The following is a 16,857-nucleotide window of genomic DNA, read 5'->3' on the forward strand; positions in this document are numbered from 1 at the left end:
CATATCCGAGCAATTTCATTAAGGAACGCCCCATGGTCGTCGCGTGACCATGGGGCGTTCCTTATTGTCGCAGTAAATCTCGCCGACGGTTGATGATTTCCGCCATGAGCATTTTGCCGCGAATATCGGGGTGAAGGCCGTCTACGGAAAGCTCCGGCGCCATAACAGCATGATTCGCATCATAGAAGTAAGGTTCCAGATCGACGTAATACTTCTGACTGCGAATATAAGCATTGACTCGTGCAAGTTTTTGCTGCCACAGAGGATCAGTATCCGCATGGAATGCGCTGCGGATATTCTTCGGGTTGATGGGCATGAGCGTGAGGAAGATCGGTCGAATGTCGTTCGCCTCACACTTCTTTTTGATAGCGTCGAGATCAGAGATGATTTGTTCGGCGCTGATTTCTTCGGCTCGCAGACTATTCGATCCTGTGAGTATCAAAAGGTTGTAGGGATGGAAATATAGAACGTCTTTCTCAAAACGGAGCATCGACGTATGCGCCGTATCACCGCTTCGCCCAATGTTGACAGTGGGAAAATCAAGGTAGGTTGTAAAACTATACTCAAGGTCAATGGGAGAAAATGACAAAGCTCCGCCACCATGTGTAATGCTGTCGCCGAAAGCGGCGGCAAAAATGCGACTGTTTTTTTCTTTTACGGTAAATTTCTCCACGTCCGAATATGTGCCGATCGTATTGCCATTTGCGTCAATCGCACGCACGCGCCAATAATATTCTCCGGCATAGGGACGCGGGTATTCATCATAACAGCTGAAGGCACCTTCAACCTTTTGCGCCCATTGACGATTTTTGGCAGGCTGCGTATTGTTGTTTTCGTCGGATGCAGGAGGAGTGACCATAAGCTCAACTTCATAATTCTCACAGCCGTTCAGAGGTATCCATTGATAAACGGGATAAACAGGTTCTGTCGCATTTGGCATTTGATCGAAGTTGTTGATCAAGGGTTTCGTTGGCAGCGGTTCATCGGCCTTGATATAAATCGGCTCAGCCTCGGAAAATTCGCCAATCGTTTCATGGTGGAAGCCAAGCGCGCGCACACGCCAATACAAGATGCCCGTCTCGCCATTTACAAAAGGTGTAAGATCGACCTGATAGCCATTTGTAAATATCTGCTTCGTACTGTAAAGATGATTCTTGCGCGACATTGCTGTACCGCCTTCGGCATCGGGCTTGTCCGAGAGAATTTCCAGTTCGTAGCAGACGGCTCCGGGAATGCTGTGCCAGACGAGGAAAGGCTTGCGGCTTGCCGGATGATCTTTCGTGTATTCGAAGATGGGACGCGGCCGCAGCGGCTCTTTGAAATTTGGATTTTCAACAACATTGGAAGGAGGTGTGAGCTGCCCGAACATCCCGAATGCCGTGATGCGGTAATACATGGAAATCGGCGTCGCGGGCATCTCGTAGGAAGCCTTGAAGGTCAACTCAGACTCGAAGGCATGATATTCCGGCTCACCTTCAACAAGTCCCGTCGTCTTGGAAAGCGCTTCGATTCGGTAGAAGCATGGATAGGGAAGCCTTTTCCATGAAATCACGACATGGTCGCCCTTGTTTTCAAAAATTGGGTCGAACGGTATGTTGCGCAGGCCGAGCACATCGGTTTTCTCCGTCAAGAAAATACAGAGAAAGGTAAAGAATAAGATGACGAAGGTAAACAAAAGAAATTTTTTCATAACAGCACCACAAAAAGAAAATAAAGGTTATAATAATAACTAAAGTATTAGTATACCATGTTTTTACTTTGTGGAATAGACAGACGAGAAAAAACTTATGCGTTAAAGGAGATCTGTGATGAAAAGAAAAGGACTTGTTCTCGTGCACACGGGTGAGGGAAAAGGGAAGACGACGGCGGCAATCGGTCTTGCTGTGCGCGCTTGGGGGGATGGCTTTCGCATTCTGATTCTGCAATTTATCAAGGGAAGCTGGAAGTATGGCGAACTTTCCGCGCTCAAGGCTCTTGCCGAAATCGACGGGCGCATAGAAATCCGTCCGACGGGCATAGGATTTACAAGGAACGCTTCTTCAGAAGAAATGGCGGTACACAGGGAAAAAGCTCAGACGGCACTGCAGGAAGCCTTGACAGAAATGACGAGTGGACAATGGGACATGATCATCCTCGATGAAATCAATTATGCCTTGAAATTCGGTTTGCTCGAAGAGCAGGAAGTATTGGAACTTTTATCGCAAAAGCCCACGGATCTTCATCTTGTATTGACGGGGAGGAACGCCTTGCCTGCCATCATCGACTGCGCCGATCTTGTGACGGAAATGAGGCTCATAAAGCATCCGTTTCAGAAGGGCATACGTGCGCAGAAAGGAATTGAGTTCTAAGTCTCGATAAACTTCTTGAATGTAAAGGCGAATTGCGATAAAATCTAGGGTATGTTTCGTGAAGAATTGTGTTTTTTATAGATAGGCGGGATACTTATGAGAAGTGATGTTGTAAAAAAAGGGGCGACGCGCTGTGCGCATCGATCCTTGTTCCATGCGATGGGCTATGGTCCTGAGGATTTGCAGAAGCCGCTGATTGGCATTTGCAACTCATTTAATGAGGTGATTCCCGGGCATATCCACTTGCGTGAGATTGCGGCTGCGGCGAAGCTCGGTGTGGCTGCCGCTGGCGGTACGCCGCTGGAGTTTCCTGCCATCGGTGTTTGCGACGGCATTGCCATGGGGCATACGGGAATGAAGTATTCGCTCGCCAGCCGCGAACTTATCGCCGACTCCATCGAGTCCGTGGCAATGGCATCGGGCTTTGACGGACTCGTGCTCATTCCAAACTGCGACAAAGTCGTGCCCGGCATGTTGATGGCGGCGGCACGCTTGAATATTCCGGCGATCGTCGTCAGCGGCGGACCGATGCTCGCGGGACGCTTCCACGGACAGGATGTCAGTGTCAGCCAGTCTTTTGAAGCGGCGGGCAAATTTGCCGCAGGACTCATCGACGAAAGCGTCATGGAAGAGCTCGAAGAGCAGGCATGTCCAAGCTGCGGTTCCTGTGCCGGACTTTTTACGGCAAACACGATGAACAGTTTGACGGAAGTTCTTGGCATGGGGCTGCCGGGCAATGGCACGATTCCCGCGGCTTATACGGGAGCGCGCAGACTCTTGGCGAAACGTGCCGGCGCCGTCATCATGGAACTCATCAAAAACGATGTGAAGCCGCGTGACATCATGACGCGCGAGGCCTTTGAAAATGCCATCACGGTGGATATGGGCGTGGGAGGCTCTTCGAACACCGTGCTTCACCTGACTGCCATTGCCCATGAGGCTGGTATAGAGCTTCCAGCGCCGCTCTTCGACGAAATCAGCCGCCGCACGCCGTATCTGACGAAGCTCAGTCCAGCAGGGAAGCATCACATGCAGGATCTCAATGAGGCTGGCGGCTTGCCCGCCGTCATGAAGGAGCTTTCGCGCAAGGGACTCATTCATCTCGACGCTTTGACCGTCACGGGCACGGTGGCAGAGCGCATCAAGAATGCGAAGATCGTGCGCCCCGATGTCATCCGCACGGTCGATGACCCTTACCGCAAGCAGGGAGGCCTTGCGATTTTGCAGGGAAATCTGGCACCGGACTACGCTGTTGTCAAAGCGTCAGCTGTGGCTGAAGATATGCTCGTCTATAAGGGAACGGCGAAATGTTTTTCCTCGGAAGAGGCCGGCGTCAACGCCATCATGGCGGGTGAGATTCATGACGGTGATGTCGTCGTCATACGCTACGAAGGCCCGAAGGGAGGCCCCGGCATGCAAGAGATGCTGAATCCGACGGCCGTCATCACAGGCATGGGGCTGAAGGTGGCACTCATCACGGACGGACGTTTCAGTGGGGCGAGCCAGGGAGCCTGCATCGGGCATATCTCGCCTGAAGCCATGGCGGGCGGTCCCATTGCGCTCATTGAGGACGGTGACATCATCTCGATTGACATCCCCAATCGCTCGCTGCGCTTGGAAGTCAGTGATGAGGAACTTGCGCGGCGCAAGGCAGCATGGAAGAAGCCGGAACCGAAGATTAAGACAGGCTACCTCGCTCGCTACGCCAAACTCACGACATCGGCGAGCACGGGCGCTGTTCTGCAATAAGCACGGGAGGCATTCTTGCATATCGTTTTGATTGAGCCGGAGATCCCCGGCAACACGGGAAATATCGCACGTCTTTGCGCTGTCAGTGGCATAGAATTGCATCTCGTCAAACCGTTGGGATTCTCGGTCGAGGACAAGTATCTGAAGCGTGCGGGACTCGACTATTGGCACTTGGTGAAGGTGCATTATCACGAAAATTTCTCCGAGGTTCTGCGTCTTTTTGCTGGCCGGCAATTTTATTACTGCTCAAAAAAAGCGCCTCGATCTTACGACGCCGTATCTTATGCGGAAGATGATCTACTTGTTTTCGGCAAGGAAACTGCGGGAATTCCTGAAACTCTGCTTGAAGAGCACTGGGAAAACTGCATTCGCATTCCCATGCGTCCCGGAGCACGTTCCTTGAATCTTTCGAGCGCCGCTGCCATCGTGGCCTATGAAGCCATGCGCCAGATCGGCTTTCCAGGACTTGACTCTTCTGGGCACTGGCATGAAAGTTGAGGAAAGCGTGATGGGAAAAGTATCTTGTTTACAGTTACGAGAAGAAAACGATTTTGAGATGGGGCTGAATGGATTTGCAAAACAATCAGAAATTTGTTGACGAGATTCGCAGTCGAATGGCACCAGAGCATATCCTCTTAAATGAACCGATGAAGGATCATACGACATTTCGGATCGGCGGGCCGGCGGACTGCTTGATCTTGCCTGCATCCATGGAAGATGTGGCGTTCGTTTTCCAATGTTTGAAAAGACATGACATTCCCTTTGTGATTCTTGGCAATGGATCAAACGTGCTCGTATTGGACAAGGGGATTCGCGGAGCCGTCATCAAGTTTAATTCTCCGATTTCTACCATTCGGAAGAAGAAGAATACACTTACGGCAGGGGCAGGTGCGCTTCTTCGTGATGTATCGGTATTTGCGGCTGAAAACAGTCTTTCCGGCATGGAATTTGCCTGTGGTATACCAGGAAGCATAGGTGGAGCCGTATTTATGAATGCCGGGGCTTACGACGGAGAAATGAAGAACATTGTTTCTGCGGTTCGCGCGATTTCTCCAAAAGGGGAGATCGTGCAGTTTGCGGCAAATGAATTGGATTTCGGCTATCGTCACAGCATATTTCAAGAGAACGGCTGTGCAATCTGTGAGGTTGACCTGACTCTTGCGCCAGGCAATGCAGAGGAAATCAAAGAAAAGATCGCCGGTTTCACCAAGCGCAGGGAAAGCAAACAGCCATTGGAGATGCCAAGTGCCGGCAGCACGTTCAAGCGCCCCGAAGGACACTATGCGGGAACTTTGATTGAACAGACAGGACTCAAGGGCTTCACTGTCGGCGGAGCGCAGGTTTCTGATAAACATGCAGGATTCGTCGTGAACGCAGGAGATGCTACGGCGAAGGATGTGCTGGAGCTTATCCGGCAAGTACAAGACCGTGTCTTTGAAAAGCATCACGTCAAGCTGTTTCCCGAAGTTCGTATCTTGGGGGAAGCGTAACGTAACGTAAATCCGGTTTGCATAGATTTCACTGTTTACATTTCTTTCGATTGATGGTAAAATGACAAGAGTCAATTTAAGTCGTTTGTATGAAGAGTGGGCGTTTGCCCACTCTTTAATCTTATGCACAAGAGCCCGTTTAACACAACGGGCTGCAATATGCGCGGCAAAAGAGGAGGGCTTTTGTGGCAAAACACATAGAAGAGGCCGTTGAGGCTATCGTACAAGAGATCGTTCAGGATTCCAATTTGGAAGTTGTCGATGTCGAATATGTCAAGGAGCGCGACTGGTATTTGCGCGTCTACCTTGATAAAGAAGGCGGCATTGAGATTGACGACTGTCAGAGGGTCAGCGAAACGCTTGAGCAGATTCTTGATGAAAAAGATTTGCTGACGGAGGCGTATATCCTCGAAGTATCATCTCCAGGACTCGACCGCGTCTTGAAAAAAGCGCGCGACTTTGAACGCGAGCAGGGGAAAGCGGTAGATGTGACATTCTATGCGCCTGTCGACGGCAAAAAGACGTGGGTGGGAACGCTTACAGGATATGACCCAGGAAAGAATGCCATCGTGCTGGATGGGGAAAAAGAATTGTCTTTGGAAAAAATAGCACAGGTGCGTCTGCACATAGATTTTTAAGCATTGGGAGGAAGAGCTTTGGCCAGCAGGAAAGAGAAGGTAAAGAAGAAGGATAACGACGGGGACTTTTTGGAAGCCGTACATGCTTTGGGCAAGGAACGGGGCTTGGAAGCCGAGGTGCTTTTCGCCGCAATCGAAGCGGCTCTGAGTTCTGCTTACCTAAAAGACTTCAAGACTGCCGAACAAGTGCGCGTCGCCTTGGATCGCATGACAGGAAAATACCATGTTTATGCAACGAAAACCGTCGTTGAAGAGGTTGAGGACGACGCCCGACAGATTTCTCTTGCAGATGCGCGCGCCATCAATCCCAATTATGAGGTTGATGACAAGATCGAACTGGAGGTGACTCCTGCAACGTTCGGGCGCATCGCAGCACAGACGGCGAAGCAGGTCGTCGTGCAACATATACGCGAAGCGGAACGCGGCATCGTCTATGAGGAATTTTCCAATCGTGACGGCGATATCGTCACGGGTCGTGTGCAGCGCGTAGAAGCAAAGAATGTATTCATCGACCTCGGCAAAACGGAAGCTGTCCTCACAGCGACAGAGCAGATCCCGGGGGAAGAGTACCACCACGGCGATCGCATCAAGGCATATATCATCGAGGTCTGCAAGACGGTCAAAGGGCCGCGGGTGCTCGTATCGAGAACGCATCCAGGGCTTTTGAAGAGGCTTTTTGAGCTTGAAGTTCCCGAGATTCAAGAAGGTGTCGTGGAAATCAAGTCCGTGGCGCGAGAACCGGGCATGCGCTCAAAGATCGCCGTCTATTCCAAGGATGAGAATGTCGATCCCGTAGGCTCCAGCGTCGGTCACAAAGGGATGCGCGTGCAGGCGATCGTCGATGAGCTGAGAAATGAAAAAATTGATATTGTCAAGTGGAATCCCGAGCCTGCAAAGTTCATCGCGAACGCCTTGAGCCCTGCAAAAGTCATTTCCGTGGCAATCAATGAAGAGGCGAAGGAATCGCGTGTCGTGGTGCCCGGCTATCAGCTTTCTCTTGCCATCGGCAAGGAAGGACAGAACGTCCGCTTGGCGGCCAAACTGACAGGCTGGAAAATCGATATCAAAAATGAAGAGCAGGCTGCGGCAGAGACGCTCGATGAGTCCATGAGCGTCATTGAAGTGACAGGCGAGGAATCCTTTACGGCTGAGGGCGACTGACATGAAAGGTCAGAAAAAGATTCCGGAACGCATGTGCTTGGGCTGTCGTACGGTTCATCCGAAAAAGGATATGATTCGTGTCGTCCGAAGCCCGGAAAATGTATATTCCGTAGATATGACAGGCAAAAGCCCTGGACGGGGAGCATATATTTGCCGAAACGAAGAATGTTTCCGCCGTGCGGAAAAGGAGCATGGCTTTGAGCGGGCTTTCAAGAGCAAGATGGAAGCCGCCATATACGAGACGCTGAGAAAAGAAATTTTTCAAGATGAAGCGGCGTCTAAAGAAAGCTGATATCAGCGGGGGTGGATCGATGTCGAAGTATAGAGTTTATGAATTGGCAAAAGAGTTCCATACGGAAAGCAAAGTTGTCCTTGATATTTTAACACGCAATAAATTCCGTGTGGCAAACCATATGAGCAGTGTTGGCGAAGAGGAGCGGGCGGTAGTTGCACGCGCTTTTGCACCTAAGAAGACCGTCTCTGACGCACCGAAGGCGCCTGTGGCGGATGCAGTAAGAAAAGCGTCTCAAAATAAGCCGAGACAGCAAGCCCAAGGCCAACCACAAAAGAACGCGAATGACCGCAAACAGAATCGCAGCAGCAACGGCTCTGCTTCTGCTGCAGCGACGAACCGCCCGCGTCAAGGCAGCGCACCTCAGCAGAAACGCGGACAGGGAGCGGCCTCCTCAAACGGCTCCAACGCAGCGAAGCGACCTTCGCAGGACAAGCGCGGCGGCAATGCCAACCAGCGCAACAACAATGCACAGGGCAACAATCGAAATCGCAGCGGCAATGCCGCAGGTGCCGGCAATGCGAATAATGCGGGCGGTTGGAATAATCGCGGCGGCGCCAACAATCGCGGCAAGTTTGGCAACAAGAACAATCGCGGCCGCAACAACCAACGCCAGAAGCAGCAAGCTCCCAAAGTGGAGATCGCCCATCCGACGCACATCAAGGTTGGCGAGAGCATTGCTGTCAAGGATCTTGCGAGCAAGATGAGCTATACGGCGACCGAAGTCATCAAGAAGCTCATGCTCATGGGCATCATGGCGACGATCAACCAGGAAATCGACTATGAGACGGCAGCGCTCGTTGCCATCGAATTCGGCGTCACTTGTGAGGAATTGCCGCCCGAGACGGATCCAACGGAGATTCCCGAGATCGAGGATGATCCCAAGTCGCTCGTCGTTCGTCCGCCGGTCGTAACCGTCATGGGACATGTCGACCACGGCAAGACGTCGCTCCTCGATGCCATTCGCAAGACATCCGTCTCGACGCACGAGGCGGGCGGCATCACACAACATATTGGTGCATATCAGGTCATGTGCCAAGGGAAGAAGATTGTCTTCCTTGATACGCCTGGCCATGAGGCATTTACTGCCATGCGTGCGCGCGGCGCACAGGTTACGGACATCGCGATCCTCGTCGTCGCCGCAGACGACGGCGTCATGCCGCAGACCGTCGAGGCCATTAACCATGCCAAGTCGGCGGGCGTGCCCATCATCGTCGCGATCAACAAGATCGACAAGCCCGGAGCGAATCCCGAGCATGTGAAGCAGGAGCTGTCCGAGCACGAGCTCATTCCTGAGGACTGGGGCGGCGATACCATCATGGTGCCTGTTTCCGCAAAGCAGAAACAAGGCATAAACGATCTCCTTGAAATGGTTCTCCTTGTCGCTGAGGTCAAGGAACTCAAGGCAAATCCGAATCGTGATGCGCGCGGCGTCATCATTGAAGCGCAGCTTGACAAGGGGCGCGGTCCAGTCGCGACCGTCCTCGTGCAGAACGGTACGCTGCGGATCGGCGATTCCATCATCGCCGGCACGACCTTCGGCAAGGTGCGTGCGATGATCAATGATCGCGGGGAGAATGTGAAGAAAGCGGGGCCGTCCGTCCCCGTAGAAGTACTCGGTCTTTCCGATGTTCCTGAAGCGGGAGACGTGCTCGCATCGCTTGACGAGAAGCTCGCACGCTCCATTGCAAGCAAGCGCATCGAAAAGAAGCGCACCGAGCTCATCCGAAGCAAGAAAGTCTCTTTGGATGACCTCTTCCAGCAGATTCAGGACGGCAACATCAAGGATCTCAACATCGTCATCAAGGCCGATGTGCAGGGTTCTGTGGAAGCATTGGCAAACTCCTTGCTCTCACTCAATAAGAACGACGAAGTGCGCGTCAATATCGTGCATTCCGGCGTCGGCGCCGTCAATGAGTCCGATGTCATGCTCGCTACTGCCTCCAACGCGCTCATCATCGCATTCAACGTGCGTCCTGACGCCAACGCCCGTCGTGTGGCGGATGCGGAAAGCATCGATATCCGTACATATCGCGTCATTTACGATGCATTGAACGATGTCAAGGACGCCATGTCTGGCATGCTCGCACCGAAGTATAAGGAAGTCGTGCAGGGCAAGGTGGAAATCCGCCAGGTCATGAAATTCTCCAAGGCGCTCGTTGCAGGCTCCTATGTCCTCGAAGGAAAGATCACGAATTCCTCGAAGATCCGCATCCTTCGCGACAACATCGTAGCGTTTGACGGCGAGCTCGATTCTTTGCGCCGCTTTAAAGATGATGTGAAAGAAGTTGCGGCCGGCTACGAATGCGGCATTACAATCAAGGATTACCGCGATTTCCAGGAAGGCGATATCATCGAGGCGTATACGATGGAAGAGATTGAGACATCCATCACGGAAGCGAACAAAGAAGCTGCAAAGAGACGCGATCAACAGGAGCAGACGAAGAAGGATTCCCCCGCTGAAAACGATGCTTGAAGGATGTGAGAAGAATTGAGCCAGCTTCGCATAGAAAAGGTGCAGGAACTGATGAAGCAGGAAATCAGTCAGATTATCCTGCAGGAGTTGAAAGATCCGCGCATTGGCTTTGTCACTGTGACGAAAGTGGAGATGACTGGAGACCTTCGAGAAGCGAAGATTTTTGTGAGCATCATGGGAAAAGATGAGGCCTTGAAAGATACCTTGCAGGGACTCAAAAGCTCCTTGGGATTCATTCGGCGAGAAATCGGCAAACGCATACGACTGCGCTTTACGCCGGAGATTTCCTTTGCGCTCGACGATTCTCTTGCCTACAGCTCGCATATTCAAGAACTGTTGATGGGATTGAACAGGAACGACAAGACGGAAGAGTGAGAACTATGCGGATTTCATTAAAAGAAGCCGGCACATTGCTTCAGGAAGCGCAGAACATCGTCATTACGGCGCATGTCAATCCCGATGGAGACGCCATCGGATCGTCCTTGGGTGTCATGCACTATTTGCGCGATCTGGGAAAGCAGGTGCGCGTCGTCATTGATGACGACATCCCGAGGAATTTCGCCTTTCTCAATGCCTGTGATATCATCGAAAAGCCGACGGCTGCTGAAACTGGCGAAAAGGAGCCAATCGACCTGCTGCTCATTCTCGATACGAGCATTGATCGAACAGGTGATGTGATGGAGGCCTTTTCGCCGACGCGGATCCTCAATATCGATCATCATGTCACGAATGCTCTTGCTTGTCCAGCGGTCTATCTCGACGCGGACAGCGCGGCAACGGCAGAAATCATCTATCAGTTGCTGCAGGAAATGAATGCAAAAATCACGAAGGACATCGCTATGGCAGTCTATACGGGACTGGCGACGGATACGGGATTCTTCCGCTTTCCCAATACGACACCCTTCACCATGCGTGCAGCAGCCGACCTTTTGGAACGCGGTGCAGAACCGGGCATCATATCGGAAGCCGTTGAAGCGAAGCCGTTTGTCCGCGTAATCGGCATGGCAAAGGCGCTCGAAGGGGCGGAGCTTCTTTTCGGCGGCAAACTTGCAGGCATCTTTCTCGATCGCGCTGCAGCCGAGTCGCTTGATTCCACAGAAGGCTTGATTGACTCTTTGCGCGTCATCGAGGGCACGGATGTTTCCGTTCTCTTGAAGTGGAAAGAGGACGGTGTTTTCCGCGTCAGCATGCGTTCCAAGAAAACGAACGTCAGCAAGGTAGCTGCGGCATTTTCCGGCGGCGGACACGAGAGAGCGGCCGGCTGTACGCTCAAAATGAATTTTATCGAAGCGAAAAGGACGATTCTCGAAGCGCTTGAGAAAGCGATGGAAACGTGATGGCAGCGGGTTTTCTCAATGTGCTGAAGCCTCCGGGCATGTCCTCGCATGATGTCGTAGGACAGGTTCGCAAAATCTTCCATACGAAGCGTGTGGGGCATGCGGGAACCCTTGATCCGGGCGCCGCAGGCGTCCTGCCCGTCGCTCTTGGCAACGCCGCGCGGCTTGTCGAGTACATGTCTTCAACCGATAAATCTTACCGGCTGGAATTGTTGCTTGGTTTTTCTACAGACACGGGCGATGACAGCGGCAAGATCCTCGAGCGCATGGAAGACTTCACATTGCCGAAACGAGAGGAACTGCTTGCCTCTTTGCAAGGTTTTCTCGGCGTCATCCAACAGCGGCCTCCCGTTTATTCAGCAATTAAGCTGCAAGGGAAAAGGGCGTATCAGCTTGCACGCGAAAATCAGACCGTAGAGATGCCCTTGAGGCAAGTGACGATTCATGCTTTGCGCCTTGTTGCATTCCATGCTTCACGCATCGTTCTCGATATGGACTGCTCAAAAGGCACTTACGTGCGTAGTTTTTGCCGCGATTTTGGCGAAAGCATAAAGATTCTCGCCACAATGGGATTCCTGCTGCGCACGCGCGTCGGCAATTTTCATCTGCATGACGCCTTTTCCTTGGAAGAGCTTGCACGCTCAGGTGAAGCGGCGCTTCTTCCTGCGGAGAAGGCCGTCGAGCATCTGCCGCGCTTCGACATGCCGGAACATCGCATCACGGCTTTCGTCAACGGACTCTCGACGGGCAACATAGATTTCGATGCCAAGGAAAGTATCCTGCGTGTCTATGGGAGAAACCGCTTCCTTGGCATGGGACGCTATGAAGCAGCCAAACGAGAGGTTTATCCGCTCAAGGTCTTTCGAGAGATGTCGGATTGAAGGCGTTTTGATTACAGGGAGTTTAATCCATGCTGCGATTTTCAAAAATCAAACATCTATCCGATTCCTACCAAGGAATCGTCATTGCACTGGGAACTTTTGACGGCGTCCATATCGGACATCAAAGCATATTGCAAAGAGCGAGGGAACTTGCAGCCGACATCCATGGCATCAGTATGGCGTTTACTTTCCAAGAACATCCGCTCTCTGTCATTTTCCCTGAGCGCGCTCCAAAGATGATTCGCAATACGGCGTCAAAGGAAGCAATTATAGAAAAACTCGGTGTGGATATCCTCATGAATGTTCCTTTTACGAAGAATTTCGCAGCTATATCAGCTACAGGTTTCCTCAAACTGCTGCAGGAGAATTTTTCCCCTGCTTATGTCGTCGTGGGCGCGAATTACACCTTCGGCTTCCAAGGAACAGGTGATTCTGCATTCTTGCAGCAGCGGGGGGAAGAATTTGGCTTCGTATCCCGTATTGGAAATTCCGTGCTGCGTGATGGGAAGATGGTAAGCAGCACTCGAATCCGCTCCTTGATTGCAGAGGGAAATCTTGATCTCGTCAATCAATATTTAAAGTGGCCGCTTGACTATACAGGCATTGTTACTTACGGAGAGCAGCGCGGGCGCAAGCTTGGCTTCCCGACCGCCAATATTGCCTTGGACGATTCTTATGCGCTTTTGCCGAACGGCGTCTATGCTGTCCGCGTGCATTTCAACGATGCTGTTTATCCGGGCGTCGCCAATATCGGCTCAAATCCTACCTTTGAAGAAGTGGAGCGTCGTTTGGAAGTTCACCTTATGCAATTTAACGGCAATCTTTATGGCCAGGAAATCTGCGTGGACTTCTTGGGAAAACTCCGTGACGAAAAGAAATTTCCCGATGTAGACGTGCTGGTGGCACAAATTCATCGCGACATCGAACAGGCGCAGCATTTTTGGGATATGCCCGTTCATGTGGGAGGTATGCCGTATGTCGAAAAAAAAGGTTGATATTTTAGGCGTACATGTCGATTCACTGACGATGGGCGAGGCAGTCAAAAGGATTCAAACCTTTATCGAAGAAAGAAAATCCGTCCTCATCGCTACGGCGAATGCAGAAATGCTCATGCGAGCAACGTATGATTGTGAGCTAAAAAACATCTTGAACGATGCTGCTCTCGTCGTCCCCGACGGTGCAGGAACGGTTTGGGCTGCACACCATCTCGGGCATCTCATGCCGGAACGTGTCGCAGGCTACGATCTTGCCCAAGAACTCATGCGCAAAGCTCCTCAGAAGAGGTATCGTCTGTTCTTCTTCGGCGCTGCTCCGGGCGTTGCAGAAAAGGCAAAGACGAAAGCGGAAAAACTCTATCCGGGCATTGAAATTGTCGGTGTTCGGAACGGCTTTTTCTCCTCAGATGACGAGCCTCAAATTCTGCGTGAGATTCAGGAGGCGAAGCCTGACATACTGCTCGTCGCATTGGGCGTTCCGAAGCAGGAGAAGTGGCTTGCCGCACATTTGCACGAACTTGCCGTTCCTGTATCCATGGGCGTCGGCGGCACTTTCGACGTTATGGCAGGCGTCATGAAGCGTGCGCCGCACTGGATGCAGAAAGCGAAGCTCGAATGGCTTTTTCGCGGGGCTATGCAGCCGAAGAGAGCGGGGCGGCTCATGGCATTGCCGCGCTTCGTATTCAAGGTCATGGCATACAAAAAGAGTGGACAAAGAAAGGGCGCTCGTCTATAATTAGTAAAAGAAGTTTTCTGATATGCTGAATCTGCAGAGATGCTGAGTATCTGCAGATTCTTGTGTTGCATAGATATTGTATGGAGGTAATGCCTATGTCGATATTCCCGGTTGTTCGCGAGGGATATGTCTTCATCCTCAGTGCCCTCGTTCTCGGAGGGATTCTCGGATTGGCAGTGCATCCGTATCTTGCAATACCGCTTGTCGTTCTTGCTTTTTACTTTGCTTACTTTTTCCGCAATCCGAAGAGGGAGATTCCCTCGGATCCCCTTGCCATCGTTTCCCCGGCAGATGGAACCGTACAGGAGGTCGTCTCGCTTGATGACGATGATTTTCTCAAGCAGCGGTGTAAAAAGGTCGTCATTTTCCTCTCCGTATTTGACGTTCATGTGAACCGCAGTCCCATCGAAGGCGAAATCAAGATTCAAAAATATGTTTGCGGCCGATTCAAACCAGCTTACAAAGATTCCGTGGGATTTGAAAATGAGCGCCATATGATCGGCATAGAAAATCCGCGTCTGCGCGTAACGGTCACGCAGATTGCCGGTATCTTGGCGCGGCGTATCGTTTCTTGGGTCACGCTGGACGATGTACTGGAAAAAGGCGAACTGTACGGATTGATCCGCTTCGGTTCGTGCACGGAACTCGTCGTGCCCGAAGAAGTGGAGATTTTTGTAAAGAAAGGCGACAAAGTGGTCGGCGGCGAAACCGTGATCGGGAGGCTCAGTGAGACATGTATAAAAGCTTGATTCCCAATTTATTGACTTCAGCCAATCTGGTACTAGGGTTTTGCTCGATTCTTTCCACATACAACGCCAATTATACTTGGAGCACCGTATTTATCCTGCTCGCACTTGTCGCCGACGGCTTGGATGGAAGGGCGGCACGCTTCTTCGGCGTGAGCAGTGAGATTGGCAAGGAGATGGACTCTCTATGTGACCTCGTTTCTTTCGGCGTCGCGCCGGCTTTTCTCGCCTATACCTACTGTCTCAAGGATTTCGATTACTTTGGCTGGGCGGTTGCCATTGCCTTCGCTCTTTGCGGCGCTTGGCGCTTGGCTCGTTTCAATGTGAATGTCGCCGTCGTGCACGGTTTCTTCATGGGGCTTGCAATTCCAGCGGGAGGCTGCCTCGTTGCAACGGCCATCTGGTTTTTCCGTTCCATTGGCATGGAGACGTCATCCCTTGAGCCTGCATTTCCTCTCGTGATGATCGTTGTCGCCTACTTGATGATCAGTGAGGTGCACTATCCGGACTTCAAGGGGAAGGGAGAAAAGATCTTTCTTGCCTCAAAAATTTTCGCCGTACTCTTTTTTGCCGCGATCCTTTTCCTCGGACGCGAAGCAATCGTGAGTGCTGTTCTCTTTGCCGTTTTCAGCACATACTCTGTCTTTGGTCTTTTCAATTTCAGCTTGTCGCTGCTTTTTCGGAAATAAGACATCATTTGTCGCGAAATAAAGGGGAAAGACTTTTATGAATCATGTGTTTGACATCGTGATGGTTCCTTTGCAGGTCATCATACTCTTGTTCACACTGTACTACTTTTTCATCGGTTTCTGCGGCATGTGGCGCAGAAAGGAAAACAAGATCCTGACGCCGAAAAAAACCTTCGCCGTCATTATCGCCGCGCACAACGAAAGTGCTGTCATAGGGCAGCTGCTGCAAAATTTACAATCGTTGGATTATCCAAAGACACTTTACGATGTCTTTGTCATCGCCGACAACTGCGACGACAACACGGCAGAAATTGCACGCGGTTACGGCAGCATCGTCTGTGAAAGGACGCATCCGACGAAAAAGAGCAAGGGCTTCGCCATGGAATGGATGTTCGAGCGCCTCTTCAAGATGGAAAAGAAATACGATGCCGTCGTCGTTTTTGATGCGGACAATCTCGTACACCCACGCTTCCTTATGGAAATGAACAACCGACTTTGCAAGGGTGATCGCATCATTCAAGGATACCTTGATGCCAAAAATCCTTACGATACATGGGTGGCGGGGACCTTCGCCATCGCTTTCTGGGTCATCGACCATATCAGCCATTTGGCAAAGACGAACATCGGGCTTTCCGCTGTGCTCGGCGGTACGGGCATGTGCATTACGACGGACGTCCTTGAACGCTACGGTTGGCGTGCCACATGCCTGACGGAAGACATGGAATTTACGATGAAGTCCTTGGCGGAAGGAATCAAGACGACATGGGCGCACGATGCCATTGTGTACGATGAAAAGCCGCTGACATTCATGCAGTCATGGCGACAGCGCAAACGTTGGGCACAAGGACAATTCGACGTGGCGCATCGCTATATTCCGAAGATGCTGCGAGAGGGGATCAAGCGTCGTGACATACGCATCTTGGATGGTTGTCTCTACCTCCTGCAGCCACACTTCTTGATGATCTCCACCTTCTTCATCGTTATCAGCTACATACAATCAGCATTTCCGCCGTTCTACACGAACATCTACAATATCATTCCTTCCCAGCTCATGACGGCGATCATGCTCGGTCAATACATCTTGCCCATGATCATTCTTCTCAAGATTCAAGTCAAATGGAAGGCTTGGTTCTACATGCTGCTTTACCCCGTATTCATCTATTCGTGGGTACCCATCATCTTCCTCGGTTTCATCCATAGAAACGAACATGAATGGAGTCATACGCAACATACGCGAGCCATGAGTTACGACGACATCGTCGGTAACGTAAAGAATACGACGATGGGACGAGACGTATCCAATCAATAAGCATTGGCAG

At 51.4% G+C, this 16,857-nt stretch carries 17 protein-coding genes; 16 read left to right on the plus strand and 1 reads right to left on the minus strand.

The window, feature by feature from the left end:
• Nucleotides 1-61: 61 nt before the first annotated feature.
• Nucleotides 62-1,690: an SGNH/GDSL hydrolase family protein gene (locus OL236_RS04950; RefSeq protein WP_265071557.1), complete on the minus strand. Its 1,629-nt coding sequence runs from the start codon at nucleotides 1,688-1,690 to the stop codon at nucleotides 62-64.
• Between the two features lie 118 nt (nucleotides 1,691-1,808).
• Between OL236_RS04950 and cobO the strand changes: the two genes are divergently transcribed.
• The 16 genes from cobO to OL236_RS05030 all read left to right on the plus strand — a co-directional run bounded on the left by cobO (nucleotide 1,809) and on the right by OL236_RS05030 (nucleotide 16,847).
• Nucleotides 1,809-2,348: a cob(I)yrinic acid a,c-diamide adenosyltransferase gene (gene cobO, locus OL236_RS04955; RefSeq protein WP_265071558.1), complete on the plus strand. Its 540-nt coding sequence runs from the start codon at nucleotides 1,809-1,811 to the stop codon at nucleotides 2,346-2,348.
• Nucleotides 2,349-2,444: 96 nt separating this feature from the next.
• Nucleotides 2,445-4,097 (plus strand): dihydroxy-acid dehydratase, encoded by a 1,653-nt coding sequence (gene ilvD, locus OL236_RS04960; protein WP_009645953.1) that lies wholly within the window; start codon nucleotides 2,445-2,447, stop codon nucleotides 4,095-4,097.
• A gap of 15 nt (nucleotides 4,098-4,112) precedes the next feature.
• Nucleotides 4,113-4,595: a tRNA (cytidine(34)-2'-O)-methyltransferase gene (locus OL236_RS04965; protein ID WP_265071559.1), complete on the plus strand. Its 483-nt coding sequence runs from the start codon at nucleotides 4,113-4,115 to the stop codon at nucleotides 4,593-4,595.
• A gap of 68 nt (nucleotides 4,596-4,663) precedes the next feature.
• Nucleotides 4,664-5,587 (plus strand): UDP-N-acetylmuramate dehydrogenase, encoded by a 924-nt coding sequence (gene murB, locus OL236_RS04970; protein ID WP_265071560.1) that lies wholly within the window; start codon nucleotides 4,664-4,666, stop codon nucleotides 5,585-5,587.
• 185 nt (nucleotides 5,588-5,772) lie between these two features.
• A complete protein-coding gene (gene rimP, locus OL236_RS04975; RefSeq protein WP_265071561.1) occupies nucleotides 5,773-6,225 on the plus strand; it encodes a ribosome maturation factor RimP in 453 nt (150 codons plus the stop codon).
• Nucleotides 6,226-6,243: 18 nt separating this feature from the next.
• On the plus strand, nucleotides 6,244-7,386 hold the full coding sequence (gene nusA, locus OL236_RS04980; protein ID WP_265071562.1) for a transcription termination factor NusA: 1,143 nt from the start codon (nucleotides 6,244-6,246) through the stop codon (nucleotides 7,384-7,386).
• Between the two features lies 1 nt (nucleotide 7,387).
• The gene (gene rnpM, locus OL236_RS04985) at nucleotides 7,388-7,678 is read left to right on the plus strand and encodes an RNase P modulator RnpM (RefSeq protein WP_265071563.1); all 291 of its coding nucleotides are present in this window, start codon (nucleotides 7,388-7,390) and stop codon (nucleotides 7,676-7,678) included.
• A 19-nt stretch (nucleotides 7,679-7,697) separates the two neighbouring features.
• Nucleotides 7,698-10,154, plus strand: a complete 2,457-nt coding sequence (gene infB / locus OL236_RS04990; RefSeq protein WP_265071564.1) for a translation initiation factor IF-2 — start codon at nucleotides 7,698-7,700, stop codon at nucleotides 10,152-10,154.
• A 15-nt stretch (nucleotides 10,155-10,169) separates the two neighbouring features.
• Nucleotides 10,170-10,529, plus strand: coding sequence for a 30S ribosome-binding factor RbfA (gene rbfA / locus OL236_RS04995; protein WP_265071565.1), 360 nt, complete (start codon nucleotides 10,170-10,172; stop codon nucleotides 10,527-10,529).
• Between the two features lie 5 nt (nucleotides 10,530-10,534).
• Entirely contained in the window at nucleotides 10,535-11,491 is a 957-nt protein-coding gene (locus tag OL236_RS05000) for a DHH family phosphoesterase (RefSeq protein WP_265071566.1), read from the plus strand.
• The gene (gene truB, locus OL236_RS05005) at nucleotides 11,491-12,372 is read left to right on the plus strand and encodes a tRNA pseudouridine(55) synthase TruB (protein ID WP_265071567.1); all 882 of its coding nucleotides are present in this window, start codon (nucleotides 11,491-11,493) and stop codon (nucleotides 12,370-12,372) included. Before OL236_RS05000 ends, truB begins: the two co-directional genes overlap by 1 nt.
• A 29-nt stretch (nucleotides 12,373-12,401) precedes the next feature.
• A complete protein-coding gene (locus OL236_RS05010; RefSeq protein ID WP_265071568.1) occupies nucleotides 12,402-13,367 on the plus strand; it encodes a bifunctional riboflavin kinase/FAD synthetase in 966 nt (321 codons plus the stop codon).
• Nucleotides 13,348-14,103 carry a WecB/TagA/CpsF family glycosyltransferase gene (locus OL236_RS05015; RefSeq protein ID WP_265071569.1) on the plus strand — a complete coding sequence of 252 codons (756 nt, stop codon included), beginning with the start codon at nucleotides 13,348-13,350 and terminating at the stop codon, nucleotides 14,101-14,103. The genes OL236_RS05010 and OL236_RS05015 overlap by 20 nt, the downstream gene beginning before the upstream one ends.
• A 95-nt stretch (nucleotides 14,104-14,198) precedes the next feature.
• Nucleotides 14,199-14,852 (plus strand): phosphatidylserine decarboxylase family protein, encoded by a 654-nt coding sequence (locus OL236_RS05020; protein WP_009645926.1) that lies wholly within the window; start codon nucleotides 14,199-14,201, stop codon nucleotides 14,850-14,852.
• On the plus strand, nucleotides 14,837-15,538 hold the full coding sequence (gene pssA, locus OL236_RS05025; RefSeq protein WP_264919051.1) for a CDP-diacylglycerol--serine O-phosphatidyltransferase: 702 nt from the start codon (nucleotides 14,837-14,839) through the stop codon (nucleotides 15,536-15,538). The genes OL236_RS05020 and pssA overlap by 16 nt, the downstream gene beginning before the upstream one ends.
• A 37-nt stretch (nucleotides 15,539-15,575) precedes the next feature.
• Nucleotides 15,576-16,847 carry a glycosyltransferase family 2 protein gene (locus tag OL236_RS05030; RefSeq protein WP_006192370.1) on the plus strand — a complete coding sequence of 424 codons (1,272 nt, stop codon included), beginning with the start codon at nucleotides 15,576-15,578 and terminating at the stop codon, nucleotides 16,845-16,847.
• Nucleotides 16,848-16,857 lie beyond the last annotated feature (10 nt).

It is taken from the genome of Selenomonas sputigena (assembly GCF_026015965.1).
Taxonomy (GTDB): Bacteria; Bacillota; Negativicutes; order Selenomonadales; family Selenomonadaceae; genus Selenomonas.